This window comes from Burkholderia sp. Ax-1720, from assembly GCF_011753035.1.
Lineage (GTDB): Bacteria > Pseudomonadota > Gammaproteobacteria > Burkholderiales > Burkholderiaceae > Burkholderia > Burkholderia gladioli.
In genome coordinates this window covers 1-24854 of sequence record NZ_VWWK01000110.1, presented here as the reverse complement: position 1 = coordinate 24854, position 24854 = coordinate 1, and the positions used below count along the sequence as shown (strand labels likewise).

Sequence of the window (24854 nt, the reverse complement as noted above, 5' to 3'; positions counted from 1 at the left end):
GGCCGCGCCCGCCGCGCCGGCGATTGCCGCGAGCGGCGCCGCGCCGGCCACCGAAGCCGCGGCGGCCCACACGCTGCCGACCGTCAGCGTGCGCGGCGCGGCCGCCGCCGAGCCGACCGTCGGCTACCAGCCGCGCACCACCTCGGTCACCGGCTTCCCGAACCAGTCGGTGATGAAGGTGCCGCAGGCGGTGGCGGTGGTCAGCAGCACGGTGATCGAGGACCAGCACGCGCGCTCGCTCGACGACGTGCTCTCCAACGTCAGCGGCATCGTGCAGACCAATACGCTGGGCGGCACGCGCGACGCCTTCATCAAGCGCGGCTTCGGCAACAACGACGACGGCTCGATCCTGGTGGACGGCATGCGCTCGCCGGTGCTGCACAACTACCTGGCCGCGATCGACCGCGTCGAGGTGCTGAAGGGGCCGACCTCGCTGCTGTACGGCGTGCAGGAGCCGGGCGGCGTGATCAACCTGATCACGCGCAAGCCGGAGGACGAATACAGCGGCTCGATCTCGGCCTCGAAGACCAACCACGGCGGCGCCGGCGGCAGCTTCGACCTGACCGGCCCGATCGGCGGCGTGGGCCAGGTGGCGGGCGGCACGCTGGCCTTCCGCCTGACCGGCGAGGACAACACCAGCCAGTACTGGCGCACCTTCGGCCGCGAACGCGACTCGCTGATCGCGCCGGCGCTGTCCTGGCACGACGCGCGCACCTCGATCGAGATCCGCTACCAGTACGCCGACTACACCACGCCCTTCGATCGCGGCACGGTGCTGGTCAACGGCCAGCTCGACGATGCGCTGGCCTCGCGCCGCTACGAGGAAGCCTGGGCGCAGAGCAGCGGCATCCAGGAGATGTTCCAGGCCAAGGTCGAGCACCAGCTCAGCGACAACTGGCGCGTGCGCGCCGCCTACAGCTGGGGCCGCGATCGCTACGGCCAGTACATCACGCGCGCCACCGCCTTCAACAGCGCCACCGGCGCGGTCTCGCGCACCGCCGATGCCAACCTCGGCCGCAACGATTCGAACCAGATCGCCTCGATCGGCCTGCTCGGCAACCTGACGCTGGGCGGCATCCGCAACGATCTCTACTTCGGTACGGAGTACGAACGTCGCCGCGAATTCCGCGGCGACACGATCCGCGGGACCGCCACCAAGGGCTTCACGATCTTCGATCCGGTCTATGGCCTGCTGCCGCCGGGCGTGGTGCCGAGCGCCTCGCAGAGCGACAACCTGTCGAAGATCCACACCTACTCGTTCATGGCGCAGGACAACGTGCACCTGAGCGAGCGGCTCACCGCGGTGGCCGGGATCCGCCTGGAGAACTGGCAGCAGTTCGCGGGCCAGGGCCGCCCCTTCGTGGTGGCCGACGATTCGCACGGCCATGTCTGGCTGCCCACGCTGGGCCTGGTCTACGCGATCACGCCGGGCCTGTCGGCCTATGTGAACACCAGCCGCTCCTTCGTGCCGAACTCCTCGGTGGACGGCCTCGCGCCGCTGCCGCCCACCACCGGCCGCTCGGTGGAGACGGGCCTGAAGTTCGAGCTGAACCACAGCGTGACGGGCACGCTGGCGCTCTACCAGATCGACAAGCGCAACGTGGCGGTGACCGTCAACGGCGTCTCGCAGACGATCGGCGCGGCGCGCTCGCGCGGTGTCGAGCTCGACGTGGCCGGCCAGATCACGCGTCACTGGAGCGTGATCGGCAGCTACGCCTACACCGACGCGATCGACCGCCAGGCCAACGTGCCGCTGGTCAACGCGGCGCGCCATACCGGCAGCCTGTTCGCGGTCTACGACACCAGCATCGCCTCGCTGCCGGGCCAATGGCGCTTCGGCGCCGGCGCGCACTTCGTCGGCCGCCGCGCGGGCGATACCGCCAACAGCTTCACGCTGCCCGGTTATGCACTGGTGGATGCGTTCGCCGCCTACGAGACCAAGATCGGCAAGTTCCCGACCAAGGTCCAGCTCAACGTCAACAACCTGTTCAACAAGGTCTACTACCCGTCGAGCAACAGCAACCTGATCATCGCCGTGGGCGAGCCGCGCCTCGTCACGCTGACCACCACCGTGTCGTTCTGATCGCGCCGGGCCCGCCCGGGCCCGGCCACTGACTCCCCTCGCTCATCAATGCGGCATCGTTCGATGCCGCCCCTTTCCATTTACGATTCAATTTCCCCAGGCAATTTTCACCGTATTTCCGGAAATGAATTTCGACCGGCACGAAGCGGCATTTCCCGTCGATTCCGAAAACCGGGATATTGCATCGCATCATGATCGCGACGGGGTCGACTGCAGGAAGCCTTTCCCGGCAAGCGGCAGCGAAATTATTTCCATTTCCAATTCAATCGCGGGTCAGAATTACAGCTTATCCACCGCATCGATCGAGATTTTATAAACAGCCGTTTTGTTTACCTAAATTTCGAAAAAATCAGGGAATTTTCCAATTAGCCGCTAAAGCCGCTCCCGAGGCACACTCCACGTGATTCCAAAGAGCGCGAGCGTCACGCGTCGCATCGCGCCTCGACACGCACAAGAATCGATAACACCTGGAGGCAAAGCATGCGCAAGACCCTGACACTCGCGGCGGCGATAGGCATCGCCCTGCTCGCCGGCTGCAACGGCGACCTCGATTCCTCACCCGCCTCGGTGGCCAGCCAGAGCCGGCCGACCAGCATCGGCGGCCCGTCCGGCGAAGCCGGCGCCACCACGCCGGCCGGCAACGGCGCGCAGCAGGTCGCGCGCACCGACATCTCGGGCCTGACGAAATTCGTCAACGTCTTCATCGGCACCGGCGCGCCCGATGCCGGCGGCCTCTATCCCGGCAACCTGAACCCGGCCGCGCAGACACCGTTCGGCATGGTCAGCTTCGGCCCCGACACGCCGGGCAGCGGACAACCCTGGGGCAACGGCTCGGGCGGCTACTACTACCAGGACAAGACCATCAACTTCTTCAGCCTCACGCACCTGAACGGCCCCGGCTGTCGCGGCCAGGGCGCGGTGGCGATGATCCCGGGCGGCGGCACGCTGAACTTCTCGCACAGCGACGAAAGCGCCTCGCCCGGCTACTACCGCGTCAAGACCGGCAACGGCATCGTCAACGAATTCACCGCCACCACGCGCACCGGCATGGCGCGCCTCACCTTCCCGGCCGGCACCACGCCCAAGCTGGTGGTCAACGCACGGCTCAGCAACGGCATGAAGTCCGGCGTCTCGACCTCGCTCGTCAGCATCGCGGCGGACACGCAGGCCAATACCGTCTCGGGCCAGACCGTGGTGGGCGCGTTCTGCGGCGGCACCTGGTACAAGCCCGTGTATTTCTACATGGCCTTCGATGCGCCGCTCGACGCCAAGACCACCACCGCCGCCAACGGCGTGACCACCGCCGGCTTCGCGGCGAAGCCGGGCAGCGCGACGGTGGTGCAGGTGAAGATCGGCATCTCCTCGGTCAGCGTCGCGAACGCCAAGCTGAACCTGCAGACGGAAAACCCGGGCTGGTCCTTCGACACGGTCAGGTCCGACCAGGATGCCGTCTGGAACCACCGGCTCAACACCATCCAGCTCGATCTCGCGCAAGGCGGCGCGATCGATGCGCTGGGCAGCAAGGCGAGCGCGGCGCGCAACTACGTCACGCAGTTCTACACGGCGCTCTATCACACCATGGCCGGGCCGACCGTCTACAGCGACGTGAACGGCGAATACCGCAGCATGCGCCAGGCCAATCTCAACGCGCCGGGCAACACGGCGCCGGCGCGCGACGTGGCCAACGTCGCGCAATATCCGGTGCCGGGCAATCCGAACGCCTATCGCACGCATTATTCGGGCTTCTCGCTGTGGGACACCTATCGCTCGGAAACGCAGTTGCAGGCGCTGCTGTTCCCCGCTGAAACCAGCGACATGATGCAGTCGCTGGTGGCCGACGCGAAGCAATGCGGGGCCTTCCCGCACTGGGTGGACGGCTCGGACGACACCAAGCCGATGGAAGGCGACCACGCGCCCAACGTGATCGCGGCCGCCTACGCCTTCGGCGCGCGCGGTTTCGATATCGGCACGGCGCGCGGCTACATGCTGCAATCGGCCTTCGGCACCGGCGGGCCCGGCAGCGCCTTCGTCGAGGGCGCCTGCAACAACATGGCGGCGGTGGACGACACGGTGGGGGTGAGCAGCATCGGCAGCTTCTACCAGAAGAACGGCTACGTCTCGACCAACGCGGCGGCCAGCCATCACGCCGGCTCGATGACGCTGGAGCTGACCGCCACCGACGAATCGGTCGCCAACTTCCTGGCCGCGCTGGGCCGCGCCGAGGACGCCAGCAGCGTGACCACCCTGCATGGCCGCGCGCGCAACTGGACCAACATCTTCAACGCCAGCATCCCGCCGAGCCAGAACTACAACAAGGGCGAAACCAGGGGGCTGGTGCCGAAGGACGCCAGCGGCAACTGGATCTACAGCGGCCTGGACGGCGGCGGCTTCCACGAATCGACCGAACCCAACTACACCTGGACCATCGGCCACGACTACACGGAGCTGATCAATCGCCTGGGCGGCAAGCAGGCCGCCATCGACCGCCTGAACACCTTGTTCGGCCTGAGCCTGAGCGACCCGTTCAACGGCCCGCTGCCGAGCGCCGCCACGCTCAACAGCGGCCAGGACGGCACCACGCTCTACATCGGCAACGAGCCCTCGCTGCAGACGCCCTGGGCCTACAACTGGACCGGCAAGCCGCAGCTCACGCAGTTCGTGATCCCGCTGGTGATGAACAAGACCTTCTTCAACACGCCCGGCGGGCTGCCCGGCAACGACGACCTCGGCGCGACCTCGGGCTTCTATCTGTGGGCGAGCCTGGGCCTCTACCCGGTGGTGCCGTCCGCGCCGGGGCTGGCGATGTCCACGCCACAGTTCAAGGGCATGACGGTCTGGCTCGACGACGGCCGCAAGAAGCTGCGCATCGAGGCCGACGACGAGGCGCTGGTCAACAACAAGCCCTACATCAAGTCGGTGGAGCTGAACGGCAAGACCTACCAGGGCTCGTGGCTGCCGATCGCGGCGATCGCCGACGGCGGCACGCTGCGCTACACGCTGTCGTCGACGCCGACCGACTGGGCCAGCGATGCGTCGCTGGCGCCGCCCTCGGGCCCGGCCGCCGACTACACCAAGGCGGTGGCGACGCCGCAGCCGGCGCGCTGAGCGCGGCACCGGCGAGCCGGCGCCGGCCGATACGTCGAACCAATCATTCGACGTTATCGGCCACGTCGGTCAGCCGGATCAGATGCGGCCGGACCTCGTCCTCGGCCGCCGCCTCGCCGGCCGGCTCGGGCGGATGGATCAGCGCCTCGAGCCGCGCCTTGGTGGCGAGGAACTCCGGCGTATTCATCTGCCCCGCGCCGCGCGGGCGCGGCACCGGCACCTCGATCAGCTCCTGCACCGCGCCCGGATTCGCCTTGAGCACCAGGATCCGGTCCGCCAGCAGGATCGCCTCGTCCAGATCGTGGGTGATGAACAGGATCGTGATGTCGATGTTGCGCCAGATGTCGAGCAGGTGCGACTGCATCTTCGCGCGCGTCTGCGCGTCCAGCGCGCCGAAGGGCTCGTCCATCAGCAGGATGCGCGGCCGGTTCGCCAGCGCCCGCGCGATCGCCACGCGCTGCTTCATGCCGCCCGAGAGCTGGTGCGGATAAACCTCCGCGAACTTGGTCAGTCCCACCAGGTCGAGCCATTGCAGCGCCTCGCGCTCGGCCTCGCCGCGGCTGCTGCCGTTCATGCGCAGTCCGAACATCACGTTGCGCTTCACGCTCAGCCAGGGAAACAGCGTATAGCCCTGGAACACCATGCCGCGATCCGCGCCGGGGCCGTGCACCGGCTTGCCGTCGAGCAGCACCTCGCCGCTGGTCTGGGTGTCGAGCCCGGCCAGGATCCGGATCAGGGTGGACTTGCCGCAGCCCGACGGCCCGATCACGCAGACGAACTCGCGCCGGTGCGTGCGAAAGCGGATGCCGTCGAGCGCGACGCATTCGCCCTGCGGGCTGCGGTAGCGCTTGCCGAGGTCCTTGACCTCGAGGATCACCTCGCGCGCCTTGAGCTTGTCGAAACGCTCGCGCACGGCATCGGACTGGATCAGGTAGGACGGAACGGCTTGGGGGTTCTGCATGGTCGCCTCGGCATCTGGCAGGGTCGGTCGATCGATCGGGTTCATCGGCAAGGCACGCGCTCGCCTCAGGCGCGCTGCGCGCGGTCCCACGGAAACAGCTTGCGGCCCAGCAGCCCGAGCACGATGTCGGTGCCCAGGCCGATGATCCCGATCATCAGGATCGCCGCGTAAACATTGTCGAAATGCTGGTAGCGCGCCTGCTGGCTGATGTACCAGGTGATGCCCGAGCTGGTGCCCACCAGCTCCGCGACGATCAGGTAGGTCCAGGCCCAGCCCAGCAGGATGCGCTGGTCGCGATACAGGTCGGGCAGGATGCCGGGGATCGCCACGTGCGCGACCAGCCCCGGCTTCTTCGCGCCCAGCGTCATGGCCGCCTCGAACAGCGCGTAGTCGAGCTTGCGCGTGGTGTTGGCGACGATCAGCACCTGCTGGAAGAAGGTGCCGATCACGATGATGGCGATCTTCGGCGCGTCGTAGATGCCGAGCACAGCCACCATCAGCGCGCCGAAGGCCGGCGCGGGCAGGTAGCGGAAGAACTCGAGGAAGGGCTCGTTCAGGCGCGCCACCGCGCCGAACACGCCGCACAGGATGCCGATCGGCACGCCCAGCGCCGAGGAGATCACGAAGCCCCAGAAGATCACCTGGATGCTGTGCCAGAGGCTCTGGTGCAGCCACACGCCCTCGCGCGAGGCCGGCGGCGTGGTGAAGGCCGTGTAGAAGGCGCGCAGCACCTCGTGCGGCGCCGGCAGGTAGACCGGGTTCGCGCGGGTGCCGGCCGGCAGCGCGGCATGGGCCTCGCGCGCGTGGGCGAGTTCGTCGTCGAACACGGCGCGATCGACGCGCATGCCGGGCTGGAAATAATCGACGCTGCCGGGGTTGGTGATCAGCATCTGCGGATGCCAGACGAAGGGCAGGTAGCTGATCACGCACCACACCAGCAGCGGCAGCAGGAAGGAGCCCAGGCCCAGCGTCCAGCGGGCGCGGGGGGACAGCTCGCGACGCACCGAGAGCCAGTCGGTGCGAGGGGCGCGATTGCTGCGGTCGGTATGTCGGGGGACGGTGTTCATTCCGTTCTCCAGGTTGACCGCGCCGCCTTCCCGGGCGGCGCGGTACGTTGATCGGGCAGCGGATTCGGGCACGGCGGCCAGCGCCTTCAGGCGCTCACCGCCTCGCCGGTGCGGATCACCATCAGGCGCTGCCCCGCCGCCACCGGCGCGCCCACCGCGCAATCGATCGCGTCGATCACGCCCGCCTCGGCGGCCTGCACCGTCACCTCCATCTTCATCGATTCGAGGATCGCGATCGGCTCGCCCTCGGCCACCGTCGCGCCCACCTCCACCAGCAGCTTCCAGACCGAGCCCGAGACGTCGGCCGTCACCGCGCGGCGCGCCGGATCCAGCGCGTCGGCCACCGCCGGGTTCGCGCTTCCTTCCGAGCCGCCGGCCGAGGTCTCGTCGACGTAATCGGCCTGGCCCGTCAGCCGCCAGCGCTCGCGCTCGGCATCGAAGGCGGCCTGCTGGCGCGTCTTGAAGGCGGCGATCGAATCGGCCTGGTCGCGCAGGAAGCGCCGGTATTCGCCGAGATCGAAGCTCGACGGCTCGATGCGCAGGCTCGCGCGGCCCGCCGTGAAGTCCTCGCGCAAGGCGGCCAGCTCGGCCTCGCTGACTTCGTAAAAGCGGATCTCGTCGAAGAAGCGCAGCAGCCAGGGCTTGCCGGGCTCGAACTCGCGCGTGCTGCGATAGCGGTTCCACATCTGCACGGTGCGACCGACGAACTGGTAGCCGCCCGGCCCTTCCATGCCGTAGACGCACAGATAGGCCCCGCCGATGCCGACCGCGTTTTCCGGCGTCCAGGTGCGCGCCGGGTTGTACTTGGTGGTCACCAGACGGTGGCGCGGATCGAGCGGCGTGGCCACCGGCGCGCCGAGGTAGACGTCGCCGAGCCCCATCACGAGATAGCGCGCGTCGAACACGATGCGCTTGACGTCCTCGATCGAATCGAGCCCGTTGATGCGGCGGATGAATTCGATATTGCTGGGGCACCAGGGCGCGTCGGGGCGCACCGACTGCATGTAGCGCTCGATCGCGATGCGCGTCGAGGGATCGTCCCAGGACAGCGGCAGGTGCACGATGCGGTTCGGCACGCGCGCCTCGGCATCGTCGGGCAGCTCGTGCTCGGCGCGGCGCAGGTGGTCGAGCAGCCGCGCGATCGGCAGCCGATCGGGATCGACATGGACCTGCAGCGAGCGGATCCCCGGCGTGAGATCGACGATGCCGGGCAGCGGATGCGCCTCCAGCCATCCCATCAGCGCATGCACGCGAAAACGCAGCTCGAGGTCGAGCACGGGTGGGCCGTATTCGATCAGCACGTTGCTGTCGCCGGAGCGGCGGTAGACCACGCCGATGCCGCGCCCGGCATCCGGATCGCGCAGCAGCACGCAATCCGGCGCCGTAAGCGGCTTGGTTGCGCGTGCATCGATCTCGTCGGCGGCGGTTTCTTCCGGGACGGGAGCCGCAGCGCGCGCGGCCGGCGCGAAACGCACCGTATCGCCGGGCCGCAGTTGCCCGAGCTTCCACAGCTCGTCGCGCACCACCGTCACCGGGCACACGAAGCCGCCCAGGCTGGGGCCGTCCGGGCCGAGGATCACCGGCATGTCGCCGGTGAAATCGACCGCGCCGATCGCATAGGCGTTGTCGTGGATGTTGGAGGGATGCAGGCCGGCCTCGCCGCCGTCGCTGCGGGCCCAGCGCGGCTTCGGCCCGACCAGGCGCACACCCGTGCGGCTCGAGTTGTAGTGCACCACCCAGGCCGTGTCGTAGAGCATCGCGATATCGTCGGGCGTGAAGAAGTCGGGCGCGCCATGCGGCCCGTCGAGCACGCCCAGCGTCCAGGCCTGGGTCAGTTGCGGCCGCTCGCGCTCGGCCAGCACCGCGCCGGCCTCGCCGCGCCCGGCGCCGGCATCGAGGTGCAGCACGTCGCCCTTGCGCAGCGCGCGCCCCGCATGGCCGCCGAACTGGCCCAGCGTGAAGGTGGCCTTGCTGCCCAGGTAGTCGGGCACCTGCAGCCCGCCCTTCACGGCCAGGCAGGCGCGCACGCCGGGCCCCGTCACGCCGCCGAGCTTGAGCACGGCGCCGGGAGCTGCGCGCCGGACCTGCCAGGCCGGCACCGGCTCGCCGTCGAGCGTGGCCGCGAACGCGGCGCCGCCGAGCACGAACAGCGCCGCGCAGTTGAAGCGCAGCGTCGCGCCGACCATGGTGAATTCGAGCCCGGCCGCCTCGGCGGGGTTGCCGAGCAGGCGGTTGGCCAGGTCGAAGGAGCGGTCGTCCATCGGACCCGAGGGCGGCACGCCGATATTCCAGTAGCCGGTGCGGCCCGGCGTCTGCTGCACGGTGGTCTGGATGCCGCCGTCGAGCACGTCGACGGTATGCGGCGCGAACACGAAGCGCGACAGGAAGGCGGTGGTCTGCGCGGCGCGCGCGAAGGTGTCCGAGCCGACGATCGCGCGCAGGTAGTCGAGATTGGTCTCGATGCCATACAGCGTGGTGCTCGCCAGCGCCTCGCGCAGCTTCGCGAGCGCGGCCTCGCGCGTGTCGCCCGCCACGATCAGCTTGGCCAGCAGCGGATCGTAATGGGCGCTGACCTCGGTGCCGGCCTCGACCCAGCTCTCCACGCGCGCCCCGGCCGGGAACTCGACATGCGTGAGCAGGCCCGCGCTGGGCTGGAAGCGCTTGTTCGGATCCTCGGCGTAGAGCCGCACCTGGATGCTCGCGCCGCGCGGCGGCGCGCCGGCCGCCAGCGCGGCGAGCGGCGGCAGGTCGCCCTCGGCCTCGAGGATCATCCATTCCACCAGGTCGGTGCCGGTCACCTCCTCGGTCACGCAGTGCTCGACCTGCAGGCGCGTATTCACCTCCAGGAAATAGAAGCGCCGCGCCTCGGCGTCGAACACGTATTCGACGGTGCCGGCCGAGGCGTAGTCCACCGCCTTCGCGAGCCGCACCGCGCCGGCATGCAGCCCGGCGCGTTCGGCGTCAGTGAGGCCCGGCGCCGGGGTTTCCTCGATCACCTTCTGGTTGCGCCGCTGCACCGAGCAGTCGCGTTCGCCGAGCGCGATCACCTCGCCGCGCCCGTCGCCGAAGATCTGCACCTCGATATGGCGCGCGGCCTCGACGTACTTCTCGACGAACACGCCGGCGTTCGCGAAGTTCGCCGCGCCCAGTCGCGCGACGGTCTCGAAGGCGGCGGCCAGTTGCCCGGCATCGCGGCACAGCGACATGCCGATCCCGCCGCCGCCGGCCGTGCTCTTGAGCATCACCGGATAACCGATCCGCCCGGCGGCTTCCAGCGCGGCTGCCGCATCGGCCAGCAAGCCGGTGCCCGGCAGCAGCGGCACGCCCTGCTCGCGCGCGATCTCGCGGGCGCTGTGCTTGAGCCCGAAGGCGCGCATCTGCGCGGCGCGCGGCCCGATGAAGCGCAGCCCGGCCGCCTCGCAGGCCTCGGCGAAGGCCGGGTTCTCGGACAGGAAGCCGTAGCCGGGATGGATCGCCTGCGCACCGGTCTCGCGCGCGGCGGCCAGGATCGCCTCCATCCTCAGGTAGCTGTCGGCGGCGCTGGCGGGGCCGATGCAGACCGCCTGGTCGGCCAGGCCGACATGCGGCGCGTGCCGGTCCGCTTCGGAATAGACCGCCACCGAGGCGATGCCCAGCCGCCTGAGCGTGCGGATCACGCGGCAGGCGATCTCGCCGCGATTGGCGACCAGCACCTTGGCGAATCTCATCGCGCCTCCCAGATCGTCAGCCGCACCGGCGTGGGGTTGTAGCCGTTGCAGGGATTGTTGAGCTGCGGACAGTTCGAGATCAGCACCGTGAGGTCCTGCTCGGCGCGCATCTCCACGTACTTGCCGGGCGCGGAGATGCCGTCCTCGAAGCTCAGGCCGCCCTCGGGCGTCACCGGCACGTTCATGAAGAAGTTGACGTTGCCCACCAGGTCGCGCTTGGACAGGCGCGTGCCGACCCCGCAGCTGCAATGCGTGATGGCCTTCAGGAAGGAGTCGCGGCAGTTGTGCATGTGGCGCTTCTCCAGCGCGTAGCGCACGGTATTGCTCTCGGCCGCGCAGGCGCCGCCCAGCGTGTCGTGGCGCCCGCAGGTATCGGCCACGATGGTGGCCAGCGGGCGGCCGAGGTTCGACATCAGCACGCTGCCGGCGCCGAGGTAGATCCGTCGCTGCGCGCGGATCGTGTCCTGCGCGCTGTAGCGCTCGGCCGGATCGTGGCTGCTGTAGAACAGCGTGTCGACAGCCTGGTTGCCTTCCAGGTCGAGGATGCGCAGCACCTGCCCCTGCTTGAGCTCGTGCAGCCAGGGCTCGCCCGAGGGCAGCGTGTGGTCGTAGCTCGCGTCGCGCGGATCGAGACGGCTTTCGATGATCGTCATGGCGGCGCTCCTCAGGCGAACAGGCGGTCGGTGTTGATGAAGGCGCGGCCGTTCTCCGGGCGCGAGTTGCGGCAGAGGTCGTCGGCGCCGGCCGCGCCGTCGGCCGGATAGGCGCGGTAGGCAATCAGCTTGACCGGGCGGGGCGCGTAGGTGGAGGACGGGTCGAGCGGATGCGGGGCGCTCGAGAAGGCGGCCAGCGTGTTCATCTCGAAGCGCAGGTCGAAGGCGCTGCCGGGCGCCGAGTGGCCGGCCACGAACTCGAGCTCGCCGTCGGCGCCGCTGGCCAGCCGGCTGAAGAAATTCACGTTGGCGGCCAGGTCGCGCAGGCCGAGCCCGTGCTTGGCGAGTTCGAGCACCAGGCTGTCGCGGCCGTTGCGGATCATCGCGTTGCGCTGCTGCTGGTATTGCGTGCTGCCGTACTTGGCGGCGAACAGCGCGGCGTCGCCCACCCCGCCCAGCGGATCGTGCCAGCCCAGCGTGTCGGCCGTGATCGAGGCGATCACGCGGCCCATGTCGGTATGCAGCGCATGGCCGGCCGTCAGATGGGCGGTGTGCTGCGCCTTGAGCGTGTCGGCCATGTTGTAGCGTTCGAGCAGGTCTTCCTGGCGATGGAACACGGCGGACAGGTTCGCGCCGCCTTCGAGATCGACGATGCGCAGCGCCAGGCCGCGCCGCAGGCAGCCCGACCAGTGGGTGCCGGCCGGGATCAGCGTCTCCCACAGCACGTGCGGGATCGGCGGGAGGGATTGGGAAGTCATCGAGGCTCCTGGGATCGGATGGGATGGCATGAGAGGGCGATGACGTCATCGCGACCTCCCGGGCTTTTATCCCTCCGTGGAGCCTCGCCGCGACCTCGGACGAGGCCGTCGGCAAGACCGGAACGCTCTCGGACCAGGCATCGCGCTCAAGCGCGACCGGAACCCTAGCGATCCTGAAGATGATGCAAATCGCTTCGCACCTCTCGGTTCGCTATCAAGCGATTTGCGTGCCAGTGATGGAAAAGCGATGCCGGCGCGGCGGGTTGGAGCAACGGAGAAGCGCGGCGGCACTGGCGCGCGGGGGTTTTCGCGCGGCTTGCGTGCCGTCGCCTGGACGGCATCGGCGCGATCGGCGCCGCGCCCTCGCATCGTGCATGCACCCGGGCCCGCGCACCACGGCCATGCGCGGCGCGCACCGTCGACGCGCGTCGCGAGGGCCGCGCGAGACGGCACGCACGAGCCGGCGCGCCATCGCGCCCGGCCTGCTTTCAAGCGCCTTGCGCGTGCCTGCGCAAGCCGCGAATCGCGGGATGGCACGGCCATTGCACGGCCTCTCGCATCGCCATCCCCGAGGAGACCGGAATGAAGACCATGCTGAGCTTGCGCAACGCGCTGGCCCTGTTGTTTGCCGCGCGCTTCATCGAATTGCAGCGCGCCGCGCGCCGCGACGCGCTGGCTCGCGCCGCTCGCGAGGACGGCGCCCGCTGAATCGGGCCGCACGTCGCTGGCATGCTTTTCGCTCGACCAGCGAGCGAGAGGTGCGGCGAAGTCGCATCTTAGGGGTGCTAGGGTTCCGGTCGCGCGCGAGCGCGATGCCTGGTCCGAGAGCAGCCCGGCACGGGCCGGCGCGCGATGCGCGGGACACGTGCTACACGGCGGGACAAAAGCCCGGGAGAGCAGCGTAGCGATCGCTACCGCGCCTCTCCGTGGCCGTTTTTTCGTTCCGCACCGATTCCGGAGATCCGGCCACGCCAGCGGCCCGCGCGATGCGCGGGCCGGTTCGACGTCACGCCATCCCAGATACGCCGGAGTTCACGATGAACCGCTTTGCCTCTCCCCTGCGCCGCCTGCTGGCCGCCTGCTCCTCCCGTCCCGCCCCGCTCGTCCAGCTTGCCGCTCCCGCGCGCCGCGCGCTGCATGCCGTCGCGCTGGCCGGCGCGCTGTCCGCCCTCTGCGCCGCGCCGCTCGCGCACGCGGCGCCGCCGCTGAAGATCGGCTATAGCGACTGGCCGGGCTGGGTCGCGTTCCAGGTCGCGCTCGACAAGGGCTGGTTCAAGGATGCGGGAGTGGACGTCGACTTCGAGTGGTTCGACTATTCGGCCTCGCTCGACGCCTTCTCGGCCGGCAAGCTCGACGCAGTGACGGTCACCAACGGCGACGCGCTGGTGACCGGCGCCTCGGGCGCGAAGAACACCATGATCCTGCTGACCGATTACTCGGCCGGCAACGACATGATCATCGCCAAGCCGCCGCTGCGCAGCGTCGAGCAGTTGAAGGGCAGGAAGATCGGCGTCGAGCTGGGCCTGGTGGACCACCTGCTGGTCGAGACCGCGCTGCAGAAGCACGGCATGAAGGACGGCGACGTCACCCTGGTCAACGCCAAGACCAACGAGCTGCCGCAGGTGCTGGGCTCGGCGCCCGATATCGCGGCGGTGGCGGCCTGGCAGCCGAACGCGGGCGAGGCGCTCAAGCGCGTGCCGGGCGCGCGGCCGATCTTCACCTCGGCCGATGCGCCGGGCCTGATCTACGACGCGCTGTCGGTCTCGCCCACCAGCCTCGCGGCGCGCCGCGCCGACTGGGCCAAGGTGATCCGGGTCTGGTATCGCTGCGTGGCCTATATCGCCGATCCGAAGACCCAGGCCGATGCGGTGAAGATCATGGCCGCGCGCGTCGGGCTCACGCCGGAGCAGTACCTGCCGCTCCTGAAGGGCACCCACCTGCTGGACGCGGCCGCCGCGAAGCAGGCCTTCCACAAGGGCACGGGGCTGGATTCGATCTACGGCTCGACCGCCAACGCCGATCGCTTCAACGTGCGCAACGCGGTCTACAAGCAGGCGCAGGACGTGCCGACCTATATCGACCCGTCGCTGGTGAACGCGAACTGAGGGGCCGGCGCCGGCCGGCAGGGGGCGCGCCGGCGCCTCAACCGACGCTGTGCAGCCGCGGCGCGGCGCCCTCGCCGATCGCGATCGGTTCGGCCCTGGCGATGCGCGGCGCACCGTGCCGCCCCGCCTCGCCGAGCAGCCAGTCGACCAGCACCGCCGCGTCGGCGCTGCCCGACATCTCGTCGTTGTTGAGCAGCACGTAGCTGCCCGACGGCACCGAGCAATCGCCGAACAGCTCGACCAGGCGCCCCTGGCGGATCAGCCCGTCCACCAGCGGCCGACGGCCGATCGCGATGCCATGTCCATCCACCGCCGCCTGCACCAGCTGGTCGTACTGGCTGAAGGTCAGGCCGCCGGCCTGCTTCATGCGCGGCACGCCCAGCGCCTTCTGCAAGGTGCTCCAGGAATACCACGGCGCCTGGCCGCGCGCGTCGCCCATGTGCAGCAGCACGTGGCGCTCGAGATCGGCGGGCGTGCGGATCGGCATGCCGTGCGCGCTGGCCAGGCTCGGGCTGCAGACCGCCACCACGCGCTCGCGGAACAACACGCGCATGCCCGGCGCCAGCATGTCGGGCGCCATATATCGGACTGCGAAGTTCAAACGTTTTCGCCTGATGTCCTCGATTTCATTGGTGGCGGACACGCGCACGTCGATATCGGGGTGCTTCACGCGAAACGAACTGAGGCGCGGAATCAGCCACAAGGCCGCGAACGAGGCCGTGGTGGACAAGGAGACGGCGCGCTGCGCGACGCACTCGGAAAGCGCATCGATCGCGTGCTCGATATCCGACAGCGCGCCCGAGATCGCGCCATACAAGGCGCGTCCCTCGTCGGTGAGCGTCAGCGCGCGGATATGCCGGTGGAACAGCTCGATGCGCAGCCGCTCCTCGAGCGCCTTGACCTGGCGGCTCACGGCCGACTGCGTGACGTTCAATTCCTGGCCGGCCTTGGTAAAGCTCAGATGACGTGCCGCGCATTCGAAACCTCTCAGAAAATCGAGCGACGGCAGGTTCTTCAAACGTTTTGCACTTGCCATACTGCGACCTCTCACATCGATGCGCCGCATGTGGTCCTCGGCGCCAGGCCCGCGGTGGGCCATGCCCTCATTGTTTCCGCCGTCGGCGATGCGACACGGATGTTATTTCGGAGTGCGATACGCCAACTCCGCCCGTCAATTCAAAAACCTCATTGTCACGCCGGATCATGACGCCATCATTTCCAGAATGCAATCTACCAGCATTTCCAAACTCGAACGAGTAAATTCTCGAATACAATTGACGTTATATATTTGAAATATATAAAAATGAAATCGTAAATCGAATTGGATTCACTCCGAAGATTGACGAATCTTCCGCCGAAGGCCGCCAGGCAATCCTCTCCAGATATTATTTCACTCCATGAAATCGCTTGCCTGGCAAGAGAAGTCATGGAATCACCCGTCAACGCTCAAATTTTCACACCATACATTTACCCGACGATTTCATTTCCAAAAACAAACAAATCCGGTTATTCGTGCCGCCCGCACGGCATCAATCCGGCAAATCGTTCAATGAATCAATACTGCCACATCGAAAAAACCATAAACCCATAACTCAATGAATCGCTCATAAAGAAATAGCCGATTAATCGCCAATCCAATTGTTCACACCAGGGAGGTAAACGAAAAATCGCCGCGCGGCAACCGGAACCGGTTCACCACGGGCGATGCACGGGCGATGGTTTCGCGCGCGCGTCCGGGCCTGCGCGTGCCCGGCCCGCCCTCAGGCCGGCATGGTCGCGCCGCGGGCAGGTTCCGCCCGCCCGTCGCCAACGTGCATGGCGGCGCAAGCAGGCAGGCGCGCGACCACCTCCTTGCGATAGCGGTTCAATTCCTGCACCGACGCAATCGGACGCTCGAACAGGATCGACAGGTTGTGCAGGATCCGGTCGACCACTTTTTTCTCCCATTCGCCGTCGAAGCGGATCTGCTCGTCGAGCCAGCGCTCGAGCCACGCCGGATCGGGCAGGCGCGACTGCACGGTATCCCGCGGGAACAGCGACTGGTTCACGTGCAGGTTGGTGGGATGCAGGGGCTTCTCGGTGCGGCGCGCCGATGCCATCAGCACGCCGAGCTTGGCGAACGCGGCGCGCGCGACATCGCCCTGGCGCGCCAGCGCCTGCTTCATGTAGCGCAGGTAGGCGCCGCCGTGGCGGGCCTCGTCGCGCGAAATGATCTCGTAGACCTGGCGGATCACCGGCTCGGTATGCCACTCGGCCGCGCGGCGATACCAGTGGTTCAGGCGGATCTCGCCGCAGAAATGCAGCATCAGCGTTTCCAGCGGCGGCGCCGGATCGAACTCGAAGCGCACCGCGTGCAGTTCGGCCTCGGTCGGCACCAGCTCGGGCCGGAAGCGGCGCAGGTACTCCATCAGCACCAGCGAGTGCTTCTGCTCCTCGAAGAACCAGATGCTCATGAAGGCGGAGAAATCGCTGTCGTGCCGGTTGTCGCGCAGGAACATCTCGGTGGCCGGCAGCGCCGACCACTCGGTGATCGCGTTCATGCGGATCGTGATGGCCTGCTCGTCGCTGAGCCGCGCCGCATCGAAGGCGTTCCAGTCGATGTCGGCATGCATGTTCCAGCGTACTGCCTCGAGCGATTGATACAGTTCCGGATAAAGCATCGTCGTCGAATCCCGGGCGGCGCCGGACACGGCATGCGCACGCGGGCGCCTTGCGCGCGGCACGCACCCGCCGCGAACCCATCGACGGCGAGGATCGGAACATCATTCTGATACGCGTGGATCACGCGCCGCGCTCGCGCGTGCAATGGCCCCTGCGTCGTCCCCCATTGTTGGTACGACACGCGGCACGGACAAGCGACTTTTCCGAACGCGATGCATGAGGCCCAGGCATGAACCGCCCGCCGAGGCAGGCGCGCGGCACCGCGCGCGGCGTGGATGCATGGCACGCATGCATAGCCTGCCGAGATTGCGTTTGTCGCGCCTCGCCGGTTGCGACAAGAATCGACTCCGTTCGACGGGGCCTGCGCCCCGCTCATCCAGGAGGGCCAGGCCGTGACACATTGCGCTTCCACAACCCATCGTCTGCTCGATGCGCTCGAGGGCGGCCCCGGTGCCGCGCATCGCATGAGTTTCGTCGACGACGCCGGGCAAGAGACCTCGATCGACTATCACGGCTTCGCCGAAGCGGTGCTGCGCCATGCCGGCGCGCTGCGCGAGCTCGGCATCCGCGAGAACGACATCGTGATGCTGGCCCTGCCCGCCTCGGTCGAGCACGCGGTCGCGATGATGGCCTGCGTGATGGCGGGCGCGCTGCCGTGCACGGTGCCGGTCCCGGCGAAACGCAGCGGCGAAGTCCGGCAGGTGGCCGAGGTGGCCTGCGAGCTGTACCGCCCGCGCCTGGCCATCGGCCTCGACGCGCTCGCGCCGGTCTGGCAGGCCGCGCCCGTCGTCTCGGCCGGCACCCGGGTGATCGACGCCGCCAGCTTCGCGGCTGCCGCCGAGGCCGGCGCGCAGCCCTTCATCAGCGCCAAGTCCGGCAACGATCCGCATCACGTGCAACTGACCTCGGGCTCGACCTCGCATCCGAAGGCAGCCGTGCTGAGCCACGCCAACGTGATCGCGAACGTGCTCGGCATCGGCGGCGCGGTGCTGTTCGATATCGAGCAGGGCGACGGCACCGTCTCGTGGCTGCCGCTCTACCACGACATGGGGCTGCTCACCCTGCTGTCGAACCTGCACTATCGCGCGCCGCTGCTGTTCATGCAGCCCAACAGCTTCATCCGCAACCCGCTCGGCTGGCTCAAGCGCATCGCCGCGACGCGCGCCACCACCACCTCGGTGCCGACCTTCGCGCTGCGCTACTGCGTGCGCCGCTTCAATGCCGCCGCCATGGAAGGCGTCGACCTGTCGGCCTGCCGGAACATCTTCATCGGCGGCGAACGCGTCGACGCCGATACGCTGCGCGACTTCGCCACCACCTTCGCGCCGCATGGCCTCGATGCCTCGGCCTTGCAGCCGTGCTACGGCATGGCCGAATCGACGCTGGCGGTCTCGATGCATCGCGCCTGGCACGCGGGCCGGATCGAGGGCGCGCCCTACGTGATCGCCGACGCCATCGACAAGCGCGCCCTGATCGAGCGGCGCGCGGCCGAGCCGGTGGCGCCGGCCGAGGCCGACGCGCCGGCGCCGGAGCGCGAACTGGTGCTGGCGATGGGCAAGCCGATTCCCGGCATGCGCTACGAGATCGTCGACGAGCACGGCGCGACGCTCGCCGAGCGGCAGGCCGGCGAGATCGCGATCCGCGGCAGCTCGCTGATGCTCGGCTACCTCGACGCCGGCAGCGGCGAGATCGTCGCGCCGCTGACGCCGAACGGCGCCTTCCTGACCGGAGACATCGGCTATGTCGCCGACGAGCAGCTCTACATCCTCGGCCGCAAGAAGGAAGTGATCATCATCCGCGGCAGCAACTACTTCCCGCACGAGATCGAGGACGCGCTGAGCGCGCATCCGCTGCTGCGCAAGAGCACCTGCATCGCCTTCGGCTGCCCCGATACGGCCAGCGGCACCGAGCGCCTGGTGGTGGCGATCGAGACGCGCCCGGTGGACGCCAGCGCGCAGACCCGCCTGGAATGCCAGCAACTGCTGGGCGCACGCATCGGCTTCGCGGCGCAGGACCTCTGCTTCGTCGAGCCCGGCTCGCTGCCGCGCACCACCAGCGGCAAGCTGCAGCGCCTGAAGTGCCGCGAGCTGTACACGCAGGGCGCGCTGTCCCTGGTGGCAGCGCCCGCCGCGGCGGCCGGCAAGCCGGCGCTGCAAGGGGCACTGGCATGACCGACCTGAGCCAGCCGCCGCTCGACGCGGCGCCGATCGTCCTCGAGCTGCTCGGCGTCACGCGCCGCTACGCGGGCGCCGAGAAACTGGTGGCGGTGCGCGACGCGGACCTGGTGATCCGGCGCGGCGACGTGGTCGCGCTGGTCGGCCCCTCGGGCAGCGGCAAGAGCACCCTGCTCAACCTGGCCGGCTTCCTCGACGTGCCGAGCTCGGGCACGCGCCGGCTGGAGGGCCGCGAGATCGACGACTCGCCGGCCGCGCTCGAGCGCGTGCGCCGCGAGCGGATCGGCTTCGTGTTCCAGCACTTCAACCTGATCCCGGTGCTGTCGGCACTGGAGAACGTCGAACTGGGCTGCTTCGCCTGGGGCACGCCGCGCACGCGTCGCGAACAGGCGCGCGCGATGCTGGACGCGGTGGGCCTGTCCGCGCGCGAGCGGCACCGGCCCGGCCAGCTCTCGGGCGGCGAGCAGCAGCGCGTGGCGCTGGCGCGGGCGCTGGCCAAGGAGCCGGCGCTGGTGATCGCCGACGAGCCGACCGCCAGCCTCGACAGCGCCAATGCACAAGCCGTCGCCGAACTGGTGCTGAACACCAACCGCACGCTCGGCACGGCCTTTCTGATCGCTTCGCATGACGAACGTCTGTGCGCGCGCCTGCCCCGCCGCATCGAGATGCGCGACGGCATTCTGGGAGCTCAAGGTGAACTGGCTGACGTACGCGTGGCGTAACCTCTGGCGCAACCGGCGCCGAACCCTCCTGACCATGGCGATGATCGGCGTGGCCGCGTTCGCCGCCAGCATCGCGCTCGGCTACGTGGCGGCGACCTTCGACGCGGTGCGCGAGGGCTCGATCGACAGCGGCGTCGGCCACCTGCAGGTGATGCACCGCGGCTACCTCGACCTGATCGGCGAGAAGCCGCTGCAATACGGCCTGAGCGCCGCCGAGCAGGCCGACGCGCAACGCGCCGTGGCCGCGCTGCCGGGCGTGGCCACCACCGCTCGCGAGATCGACTTCGACGGCCTGATCTCGAACGGCGACCTCAGCTACGGCTTCGTCGGCGTGGGCGTCGAGCCGGCCCGCGAGCCGCCGGGCTACTTCGACTATCACGCGGTGCTGTCGGGACGCTACCTGTCGCCGTCGGCGCCGGGCACCGAGGTGGTGGTCGGCGCCGAGCTGGCCCGCAAGCTCGGCGTGCACACCGGCTCGGTGGTGCAGCTGATGGTGTCGACCGCGCACGGCGGCATCAACGCCACCGACGCGCAGATCGTCGGCGTGATGAGCACCGGCACCAAGGATGTCGACGAGCGCATCGTCAACATCACGCTGCCGGCCGCGCAGGCGCTGCTGCGCACCGACCGCGTCTCGCGCCTGGCGATCTTCCTGGCGCACACCGACGCCACCCCGGCCGCGGTCGCCGCGCTGCGCGCCGCCCTGCCCGCGCTCGACGTGCGCAGCTGGGACCAGCTGGTCTCGCTCTACCACCAGATCGTCTCGCTCTATCGCAACCAGTTCTCGGTGTTCGGTGCGATCCTCTCGCTGACCATCCTGCTGTCGATGAGCAACTGGATCCTGATGAGCATCGTCGAGCGGCGCCGCGAAATCTCCACGCTGCGCGCGATCGGCGTGCCGACCGCCACGGTGCGCTGGGTGCTGGTCCAGGAAACCGCGCTGCTGGGCCTGATCGGCGCGGCGCTCGGCATCGCCTGCGCGGTGCTCGCGATGCTCGCGCTCAATCACGCCCAGATCCATCTCCCGCCGCCCCCGGGGCGCGTCAAGCCGATCCTGCTCGAATTCGCCGTGACGCCGACCGCGGTGGCCGCCGTCGAGGCCGCCTTCGTGGTGCTCGGCATCGCCGCCGCCGGCTTCGCCACGCTCGGGCTCGCCAAACGCAACATCATCGAGGGTCTCGCATCATGATGCTTCGCCTCCCGCCGCCGCGCACGCTGCTCGCCGCCTTCGGCACCGCCCTGACGCTCTGCGCGGGCACGCTGGCGCTGCTGTCCGCGCCCCGCGCGCTGGCCGCCGACCAGCCCGCCGCGCAGACCATGCTGGCACGCGCCGACGCCTATCGCAGCACCAGCTCGGACACGCAGACCGACATTCGCATCACCAACCTGGTGGGCCAGCAACAGGACGACGCGACGCGCTACCTGGTCTACACGCGCGCCAACGGCGACACGCTGGCGCTCACCCGCAGCGGCGAGAACGACGGCCAGAAGTACCTGGCCACCACGCGCGGCCACTGGTTCTACGTGCCCAACACGCGCAGCGCGGTGCGCATCAACGGCATGCAGCGGCTGCAGGGCGAGGTGGTGATCAGCGACATCACGCGCACCCACTGGGCCGACAGCTATCGCGCCACGACCGGCGCGGCCGCCACCATCGACGGCCGCGCGGCCACCGAGCTGGACCTCGCCGCCACCGATCCCGACAACGTCTACCCGAGCATCAAGCTGTGGGTGGCCACCGGCACCGACGTGCCGATTCGCGCGCAGTTCTTCCTCGCCAGCGGCCTGCTGTTCCGCAGCGCCGACTTCGCCACGCCGGTCGAGGTGGACGGCCGCAAGGTGATCCGCCAGATCACCTACCGCAACGAGGTCGAGAAACAGCGCGCCAGCGTCGTCGACATCCTAGACGGCAAGCCGCACCGGATTCCGTCGGGCTGGTTCAATCCCGACACGCTCGCCGATGCGCAGTGAGGCCGACCGCCATGCTCCGTGCCCCCGCCGCCCCATGCGCTTGGCCAGCCCGGCCGCCATCGCCGGCACGCCGCGCGGCGCGCGCGCCGGTGCCTGCCTCGGCGCCGCGCTGGCGCTCGCCTGCCATGCCGTCGCGGCAAGGGGGGAATCGCTGATGGACCAGCTCGGCAGCTTCAGCGGGGTCGGCTACGTGCGCAGCGTCGATGCCTTCGACGGCCACGCGCTGCTCGCCGACCTGATCGGCAGCGAACCGCGCGACCACCAGGAGGCCGCCGCGCTGTTCCGGCTCGACGGCGAGAACCTGTTCGCCAACGCGCGCCTGGTGGCCGCCGACCACTCGCTCGGCGCGCAGGCCAGCCGCTTCAACGAAGCCGGCCTGCGCTACGCCTTCGACAACGGCCTGAGCATCACGGCCGGCAAGCGCATCGACGCGCTCGACACCTCGCAGGCCTTCTTCCCGCTCGGCTTCTTCCAGAAGCGCGCGGCCTCGGCCGACATCTACGATCGCTACGGCGACGTCGAGGGCACGCCGCTGGTCGACCTGAAGTGGGCGGGCGAGACCACCACGGTGCAGGCCATCGCGGGCTGGAACCGCAGCCTGCGCAGCGATGTCGACAACCGCGACGTCGAGGGCGCGACCCAGCTGCTGCGCGTGGCCACCAACTGGGACGGCGGCTCCGCCTCGCTGCTAGCGGGCCGCCACGCCGCGCACGGCGGCACCGGCGGCACGCTCTCGCTCGACGTCGGCAAATCGAGCACGGTCTATGCGAGCGGCTGGATCGAGCGCGGCACCACGCGCGCGGTGCCGCGCTTCCTGGCCGACGGCACGCCGCTCGACCAGGCCGACGCCTATGACCTCGTCGACCGCCGCAACGACCGCCAGTACATGTGGCGCAGCGCGCTCGGCCTGCAAAGCGCGCTGCCCGGCAACGTCTCGCTGATCGTCGAGTGGTCGCACGACGAGGCGCGCTACGACGCGAGCCAGTGGCGCCGCATCGTCAACTCGATCAACGCCAATCACGCGCTGCTGGCGGCCGAGCCGAACCTCGCGCTGGCGGGGCTGGGCGCCACCGCCGACGCGGTCAGCGTGGACGGCAGCCTGCGCGACTACCTGTTCGTGCGCGCCGGCAAGAAGATCGGCCACGTCGAGTATTCGATCCGCGGCATCTACTCGCCGCAGGACAAGGGGCTGCTGACCATCGCGCAGGTGGTGGCCGACATCGGCAAGCGCACCAGTCTCGATTTCGCCCTGACCCACGCGTTCGCCGGCAGCGGCTCGGAATATCGCGCGGTCGGCCTCAGCACCCAGATCGACGCCGCGCTGCGCGTGCGTTTCTGACCCGGAACCCCACCATGTCCACCGTCTCCTTCCTGTCCCCGCCCGACACCGTCGATCCGATCCTGCTGCCCGCCGCGCCGGACGCGCCGCCGCGCGCGGCACCGGCCGGCCCGCAGGCCGCCTCGCCGGCGGCCTTCCCGGTGCTGCGCCATCTCGAACTGGCGGGCGGCCCGCCCGCCGCGGCCGTGGCGCTGGTGGAGGACGCCGCGCTGCGCCTGCTCGACAGCGAGATGGTGATCGCGCTGCGCGACACGCGGCCCGAGCCCTTGCCCGAATCGCCGGCCTCCACGCCGCTCGCGCACGACGAGGCGCCGCTCACCGAGCAGTTGCTGCTGCAGATCGCCGACGAGGGCCTGCACGGCCACTTCAAGCCCTTCATGCGCGCCTTCATCCGCATCATGTTCGGGCTGTTCTTCACCGAGGACCAGAACCGCCGCGCCTGCGAATGCATCGATGCCGGCCACAACTTCGCCTTCCTGATGAGCGACGGCGGCGGTCCGAGCCTGGCCGGCTGGAAGACCCTGGCGCGCAGCGACGAGCAGGGCATCGGCCTGCACGTGGACAAGGTGTGGGGCATCGAGGCCCATCGCGACTGCATGGCGGTGATCGCCGCGCGCCTGCCCGGCGTGATGTTCCCGGCCGCCTACCTGGTGTGGCCCGACGAGTACCGCAAGCTGCGGCGCGACACCTTCGGCGCGCCGTTCCTGGCCGGCAACCTGCAGTTGGCCAATGTCGCCGGCGAGGTGCGGGTGGGTGCCGGCGACCGCCTGCGCATCGGCGGCCCGACCGTGTTCAACAAGTACCTGACGGTGGTGCGCCCCTACTTCGTGCGCGCGCTGATGGCGCACGTTGCCTGGCTGGAAAAAACCGGCCGCCTCGCGCTGAGCCCCGAGCTGCGCGGCGTGCATCACTTCATCGCCGAGGCCGCGCGCAGCCAGACCGAGATCGCGCACTACAGCTTCGGCAAGGTCCAGCGCGTGCTGGCCATCAAGCTGCTGTCCAACGAATTCCTCGGCGCGCTGGTGCGCGGCCGGGCCGTCGCGAGCTTCGACGACCAGCGCGACCTGCTGGCGTTCACGAAGATGGAAGGCAGTTCCTACCGTTGTTACCACGAGCTTCGCAAGAGCCTGCGCAGTGAAGCCGGCCATTGAGCCGGCCCTGTAATCCCAAGCCGTTCCCCTTTACCCGACCACTTGCACGAAGGAGCCAGACCATGAGCAACCCCAACGTCCCGGCCGACGCCCTCGAGATCCTGTCCCGCGAAGTCGCCAAGATCCTCAACGTCGAGACCGTCGACACCGGCGCCGGCATCGGCGAACTCGGCATCGATTCGCTCAACATCGTCGAGCTGATCGTGTTCTGCGAGCAGCTCTACGGCTCGATCGACCCGGAAGCGCTGAACATCACGCAGTACACCACGCTGCAGCAGCTCGACGCGCAGTTGCGCAGCCAGCAGCACGCCGCCTGAGGCCGCCATGCCGATCAGCGCGCCCACCCGCCCGGCCGAGGTCGCGGCAGCCGCTCCGGCCGCCGTGGCCGCGGCGCTGC

18 protein-coding genes and 2 riboswitches are annotated in these 24854 nt (G+C 69.1%); of the genes, 11 read left to right on the top strand and 7 right to left on the bottom strand.

The genetic code is table 11. The features are described from left to right. Positions 1–22: 22 nt before the first annotated feature. Together F3J18_RS25205 and F3J18_RS25200 are read left to right on the top strand one after the other, a co-directional pair. Positions 23–2083, top strand: coding sequence for a TonB-dependent siderophore receptor (locus F3J18_RS25205; protein WP_345892530.1), 2061 nt, complete (start codon positions 23–25; stop codon positions 2081–2083). 480 nt (positions 2084–2563) lie between these two features. Continuing rightward, a complete protein-coding gene (locus tag F3J18_RS25200; protein WP_166914822.1) occupies positions 2564–5188 on the top strand; it encodes a GH92 family glycosyl hydrolase in 2625 nt (874 codons plus the stop codon). A gap of 43 nt (positions 5189–5231) precedes the next feature. On the opposite strand, the gene F3J18_RS25195 is transcribed toward F3J18_RS25200, so the two are convergent. The 5 genes from F3J18_RS25195 to F3J18_RS25175 form a co-directional block, all read right to left on the bottom strand. After that, positions 5232–6149 carry an ABC transporter ATP-binding protein gene (locus F3J18_RS25195; RefSeq protein WP_025099959.1) on the bottom strand — a complete coding sequence of 306 codons (918 nt, stop codon included), beginning with the start codon at positions 6147–6149 and terminating at the stop codon, positions 5232–5234. 65 nt (positions 6150–6214) lie between these two features. Further along, positions 6215–7216 (bottom strand): ABC transporter permease, encoded by a 1002-nt coding sequence (locus F3J18_RS25190; RefSeq protein ID WP_166914820.1) that lies wholly within the window; start codon positions 7214–7216, stop codon positions 6215–6217. An 86-nt stretch (positions 7217–7302) separates the two neighbouring features. Then, positions 7303–10923: an urea carboxylase gene (uca, locus tag F3J18_RS25185; protein ID WP_166914818.1), complete on the bottom strand. Its 3621-nt coding sequence runs from the start codon at positions 10921–10923 to the stop codon at positions 7303–7305. After that, on the bottom strand, positions 10920–11576 hold the full coding sequence (locus F3J18_RS25180; protein ID WP_013691315.1) for an urea amidolyase associated protein UAAP2: 657 nt from the start codon (positions 11574–11576) through the stop codon (positions 10920–10922). Before F3J18_RS25180 ends, uca begins: the two co-directional genes overlap by 4 nt. A gap of 11 nt (positions 11577–11587) precedes the next feature. After that, the gene (locus F3J18_RS25175; RefSeq protein WP_025099956.1) at positions 11588–12334 is read right to left on the bottom strand and encodes an urea amidolyase associated protein UAAP1; all 747 of its coding nucleotides are present in this window, start codon (positions 12332–12334) and stop codon (positions 11588–11590) included. Between the two features lie 53 nt (positions 12335–12387). Then, positions 12388–12513: riboswitch (guanidine-I (ykkC/yxkD leader) on the bottom strand. Between the two features lie 403 nt (positions 12514–12916). Between F3J18_RS25175 and F3J18_RS38590 the strand changes: the two genes are divergently transcribed. Both F3J18_RS38590 and F3J18_RS25170 read left to right on the top strand, forming a co-directional pair. Further along, positions 12917–13042, top strand: a complete 126-nt coding sequence (locus F3J18_RS38590) for a hypothetical protein (RefSeq protein ID WP_269112951.1) — start codon at positions 12917–12919, stop codon at positions 13040–13042. A gap of 66 nt (positions 13043–13108) precedes the next feature. Further along, a riboswitch (guanidine-I (ykkC/yxkD leader) is annotated at positions 13109–13231 on the top strand. A gap of 140 nt (positions 13232–13371) precedes the next feature. Then, entirely contained in the window at positions 13372–14439 is a 1068-nt protein-coding gene (locus F3J18_RS25170) for an ABC transporter substrate-binding protein (protein WP_166914816.1), read from the top strand. Between the two features lie 37 nt (positions 14440–14476). On the opposite strand, the gene F3J18_RS25165 is transcribed toward F3J18_RS25170, so the two are convergent. Both F3J18_RS25165 and F3J18_RS25160 read right to left on the bottom strand, forming a co-directional pair. Beyond that, a complete protein-coding gene (locus tag F3J18_RS25165; RefSeq protein ID WP_240154767.1) occupies positions 14477–15457 on the bottom strand; it encodes a LysR substrate-binding domain-containing protein in 981 nt (326 codons plus the stop codon). A 742-nt stretch (positions 15458–16199) separates the two neighbouring features. Further along, positions 16200–17099 carry a diiron oxygenase gene (locus F3J18_RS25160; protein ID WP_166914812.1) on the bottom strand — a complete coding sequence of 300 codons (900 nt, stop codon included), beginning with the start codon at positions 17097–17099 and terminating at the stop codon, positions 16200–16202. Between the two features lie 393 nt (positions 17100–17492). Between F3J18_RS25160 and F3J18_RS25155 the strand changes: the two genes are divergently transcribed. The 7 genes from F3J18_RS25155 to F3J18_RS25125 all read left to right on the top strand — a co-directional run bounded on the left by F3J18_RS25155 (position 17493) and on the right by F3J18_RS25125 (position 24774). Further along, positions 17493–19271 carry an AMP-binding protein gene (locus tag F3J18_RS25155; protein WP_345891760.1) on the top strand — a complete coding sequence of 593 codons (1779 nt, stop codon included), beginning with the start codon at positions 17493–17495 and terminating at the stop codon, positions 19269–19271. Then, positions 19268–19996, top strand: a complete 729-nt coding sequence (locus tag F3J18_RS25150; protein ID WP_025099951.1) for an ABC transporter ATP-binding protein — start codon at positions 19268–19270, stop codon at positions 19994–19996. The genes F3J18_RS25155 and F3J18_RS25150 overlap by 4 nt, the downstream gene beginning before the upstream one ends. Continuing rightward, a complete protein-coding gene (locus F3J18_RS25145) occupies positions 19968–21185 on the top strand; it encodes an FtsX-like permease family protein (protein ID WP_166914810.1) in 1218 nt (405 codons plus the stop codon). The genes F3J18_RS25150 and F3J18_RS25145 overlap by 29 nt, the downstream gene beginning before the upstream one ends. After that, positions 21182–21967 (top strand): outer membrane lipoprotein-sorting protein, encoded by a 786-nt coding sequence (locus F3J18_RS25140; RefSeq protein ID WP_227742686.1) that lies wholly within the window; start codon positions 21182–21184, stop codon positions 21965–21967. The genes F3J18_RS25145 and F3J18_RS25140 overlap by 4 nt, the downstream gene beginning before the upstream one ends. 154 nt (positions 21968–22121) lie before the next feature. After that, positions 22122–23306: a hypothetical protein gene (locus tag F3J18_RS25135; protein WP_166914823.1), complete on the top strand. Its 1185-nt coding sequence runs from the start codon at positions 22122–22124 to the stop codon at positions 23304–23306. Positions 23307–23320: 14 nt separating this feature from the next. After that, entirely contained in the window at positions 23321–24457 is a 1137-nt protein-coding gene (locus F3J18_RS25130; protein ID WP_166914808.1) for a hypothetical protein, read from the top strand. 62 nt (positions 24458–24519) lie between these two features. Next, positions 24520–24774, top strand: coding sequence for an acyl carrier protein (locus tag F3J18_RS25125; protein ID WP_025102325.1), 255 nt, complete (start codon positions 24520–24522; stop codon positions 24772–24774). Positions 24775–24854: the final 80 nt, after the last annotated feature.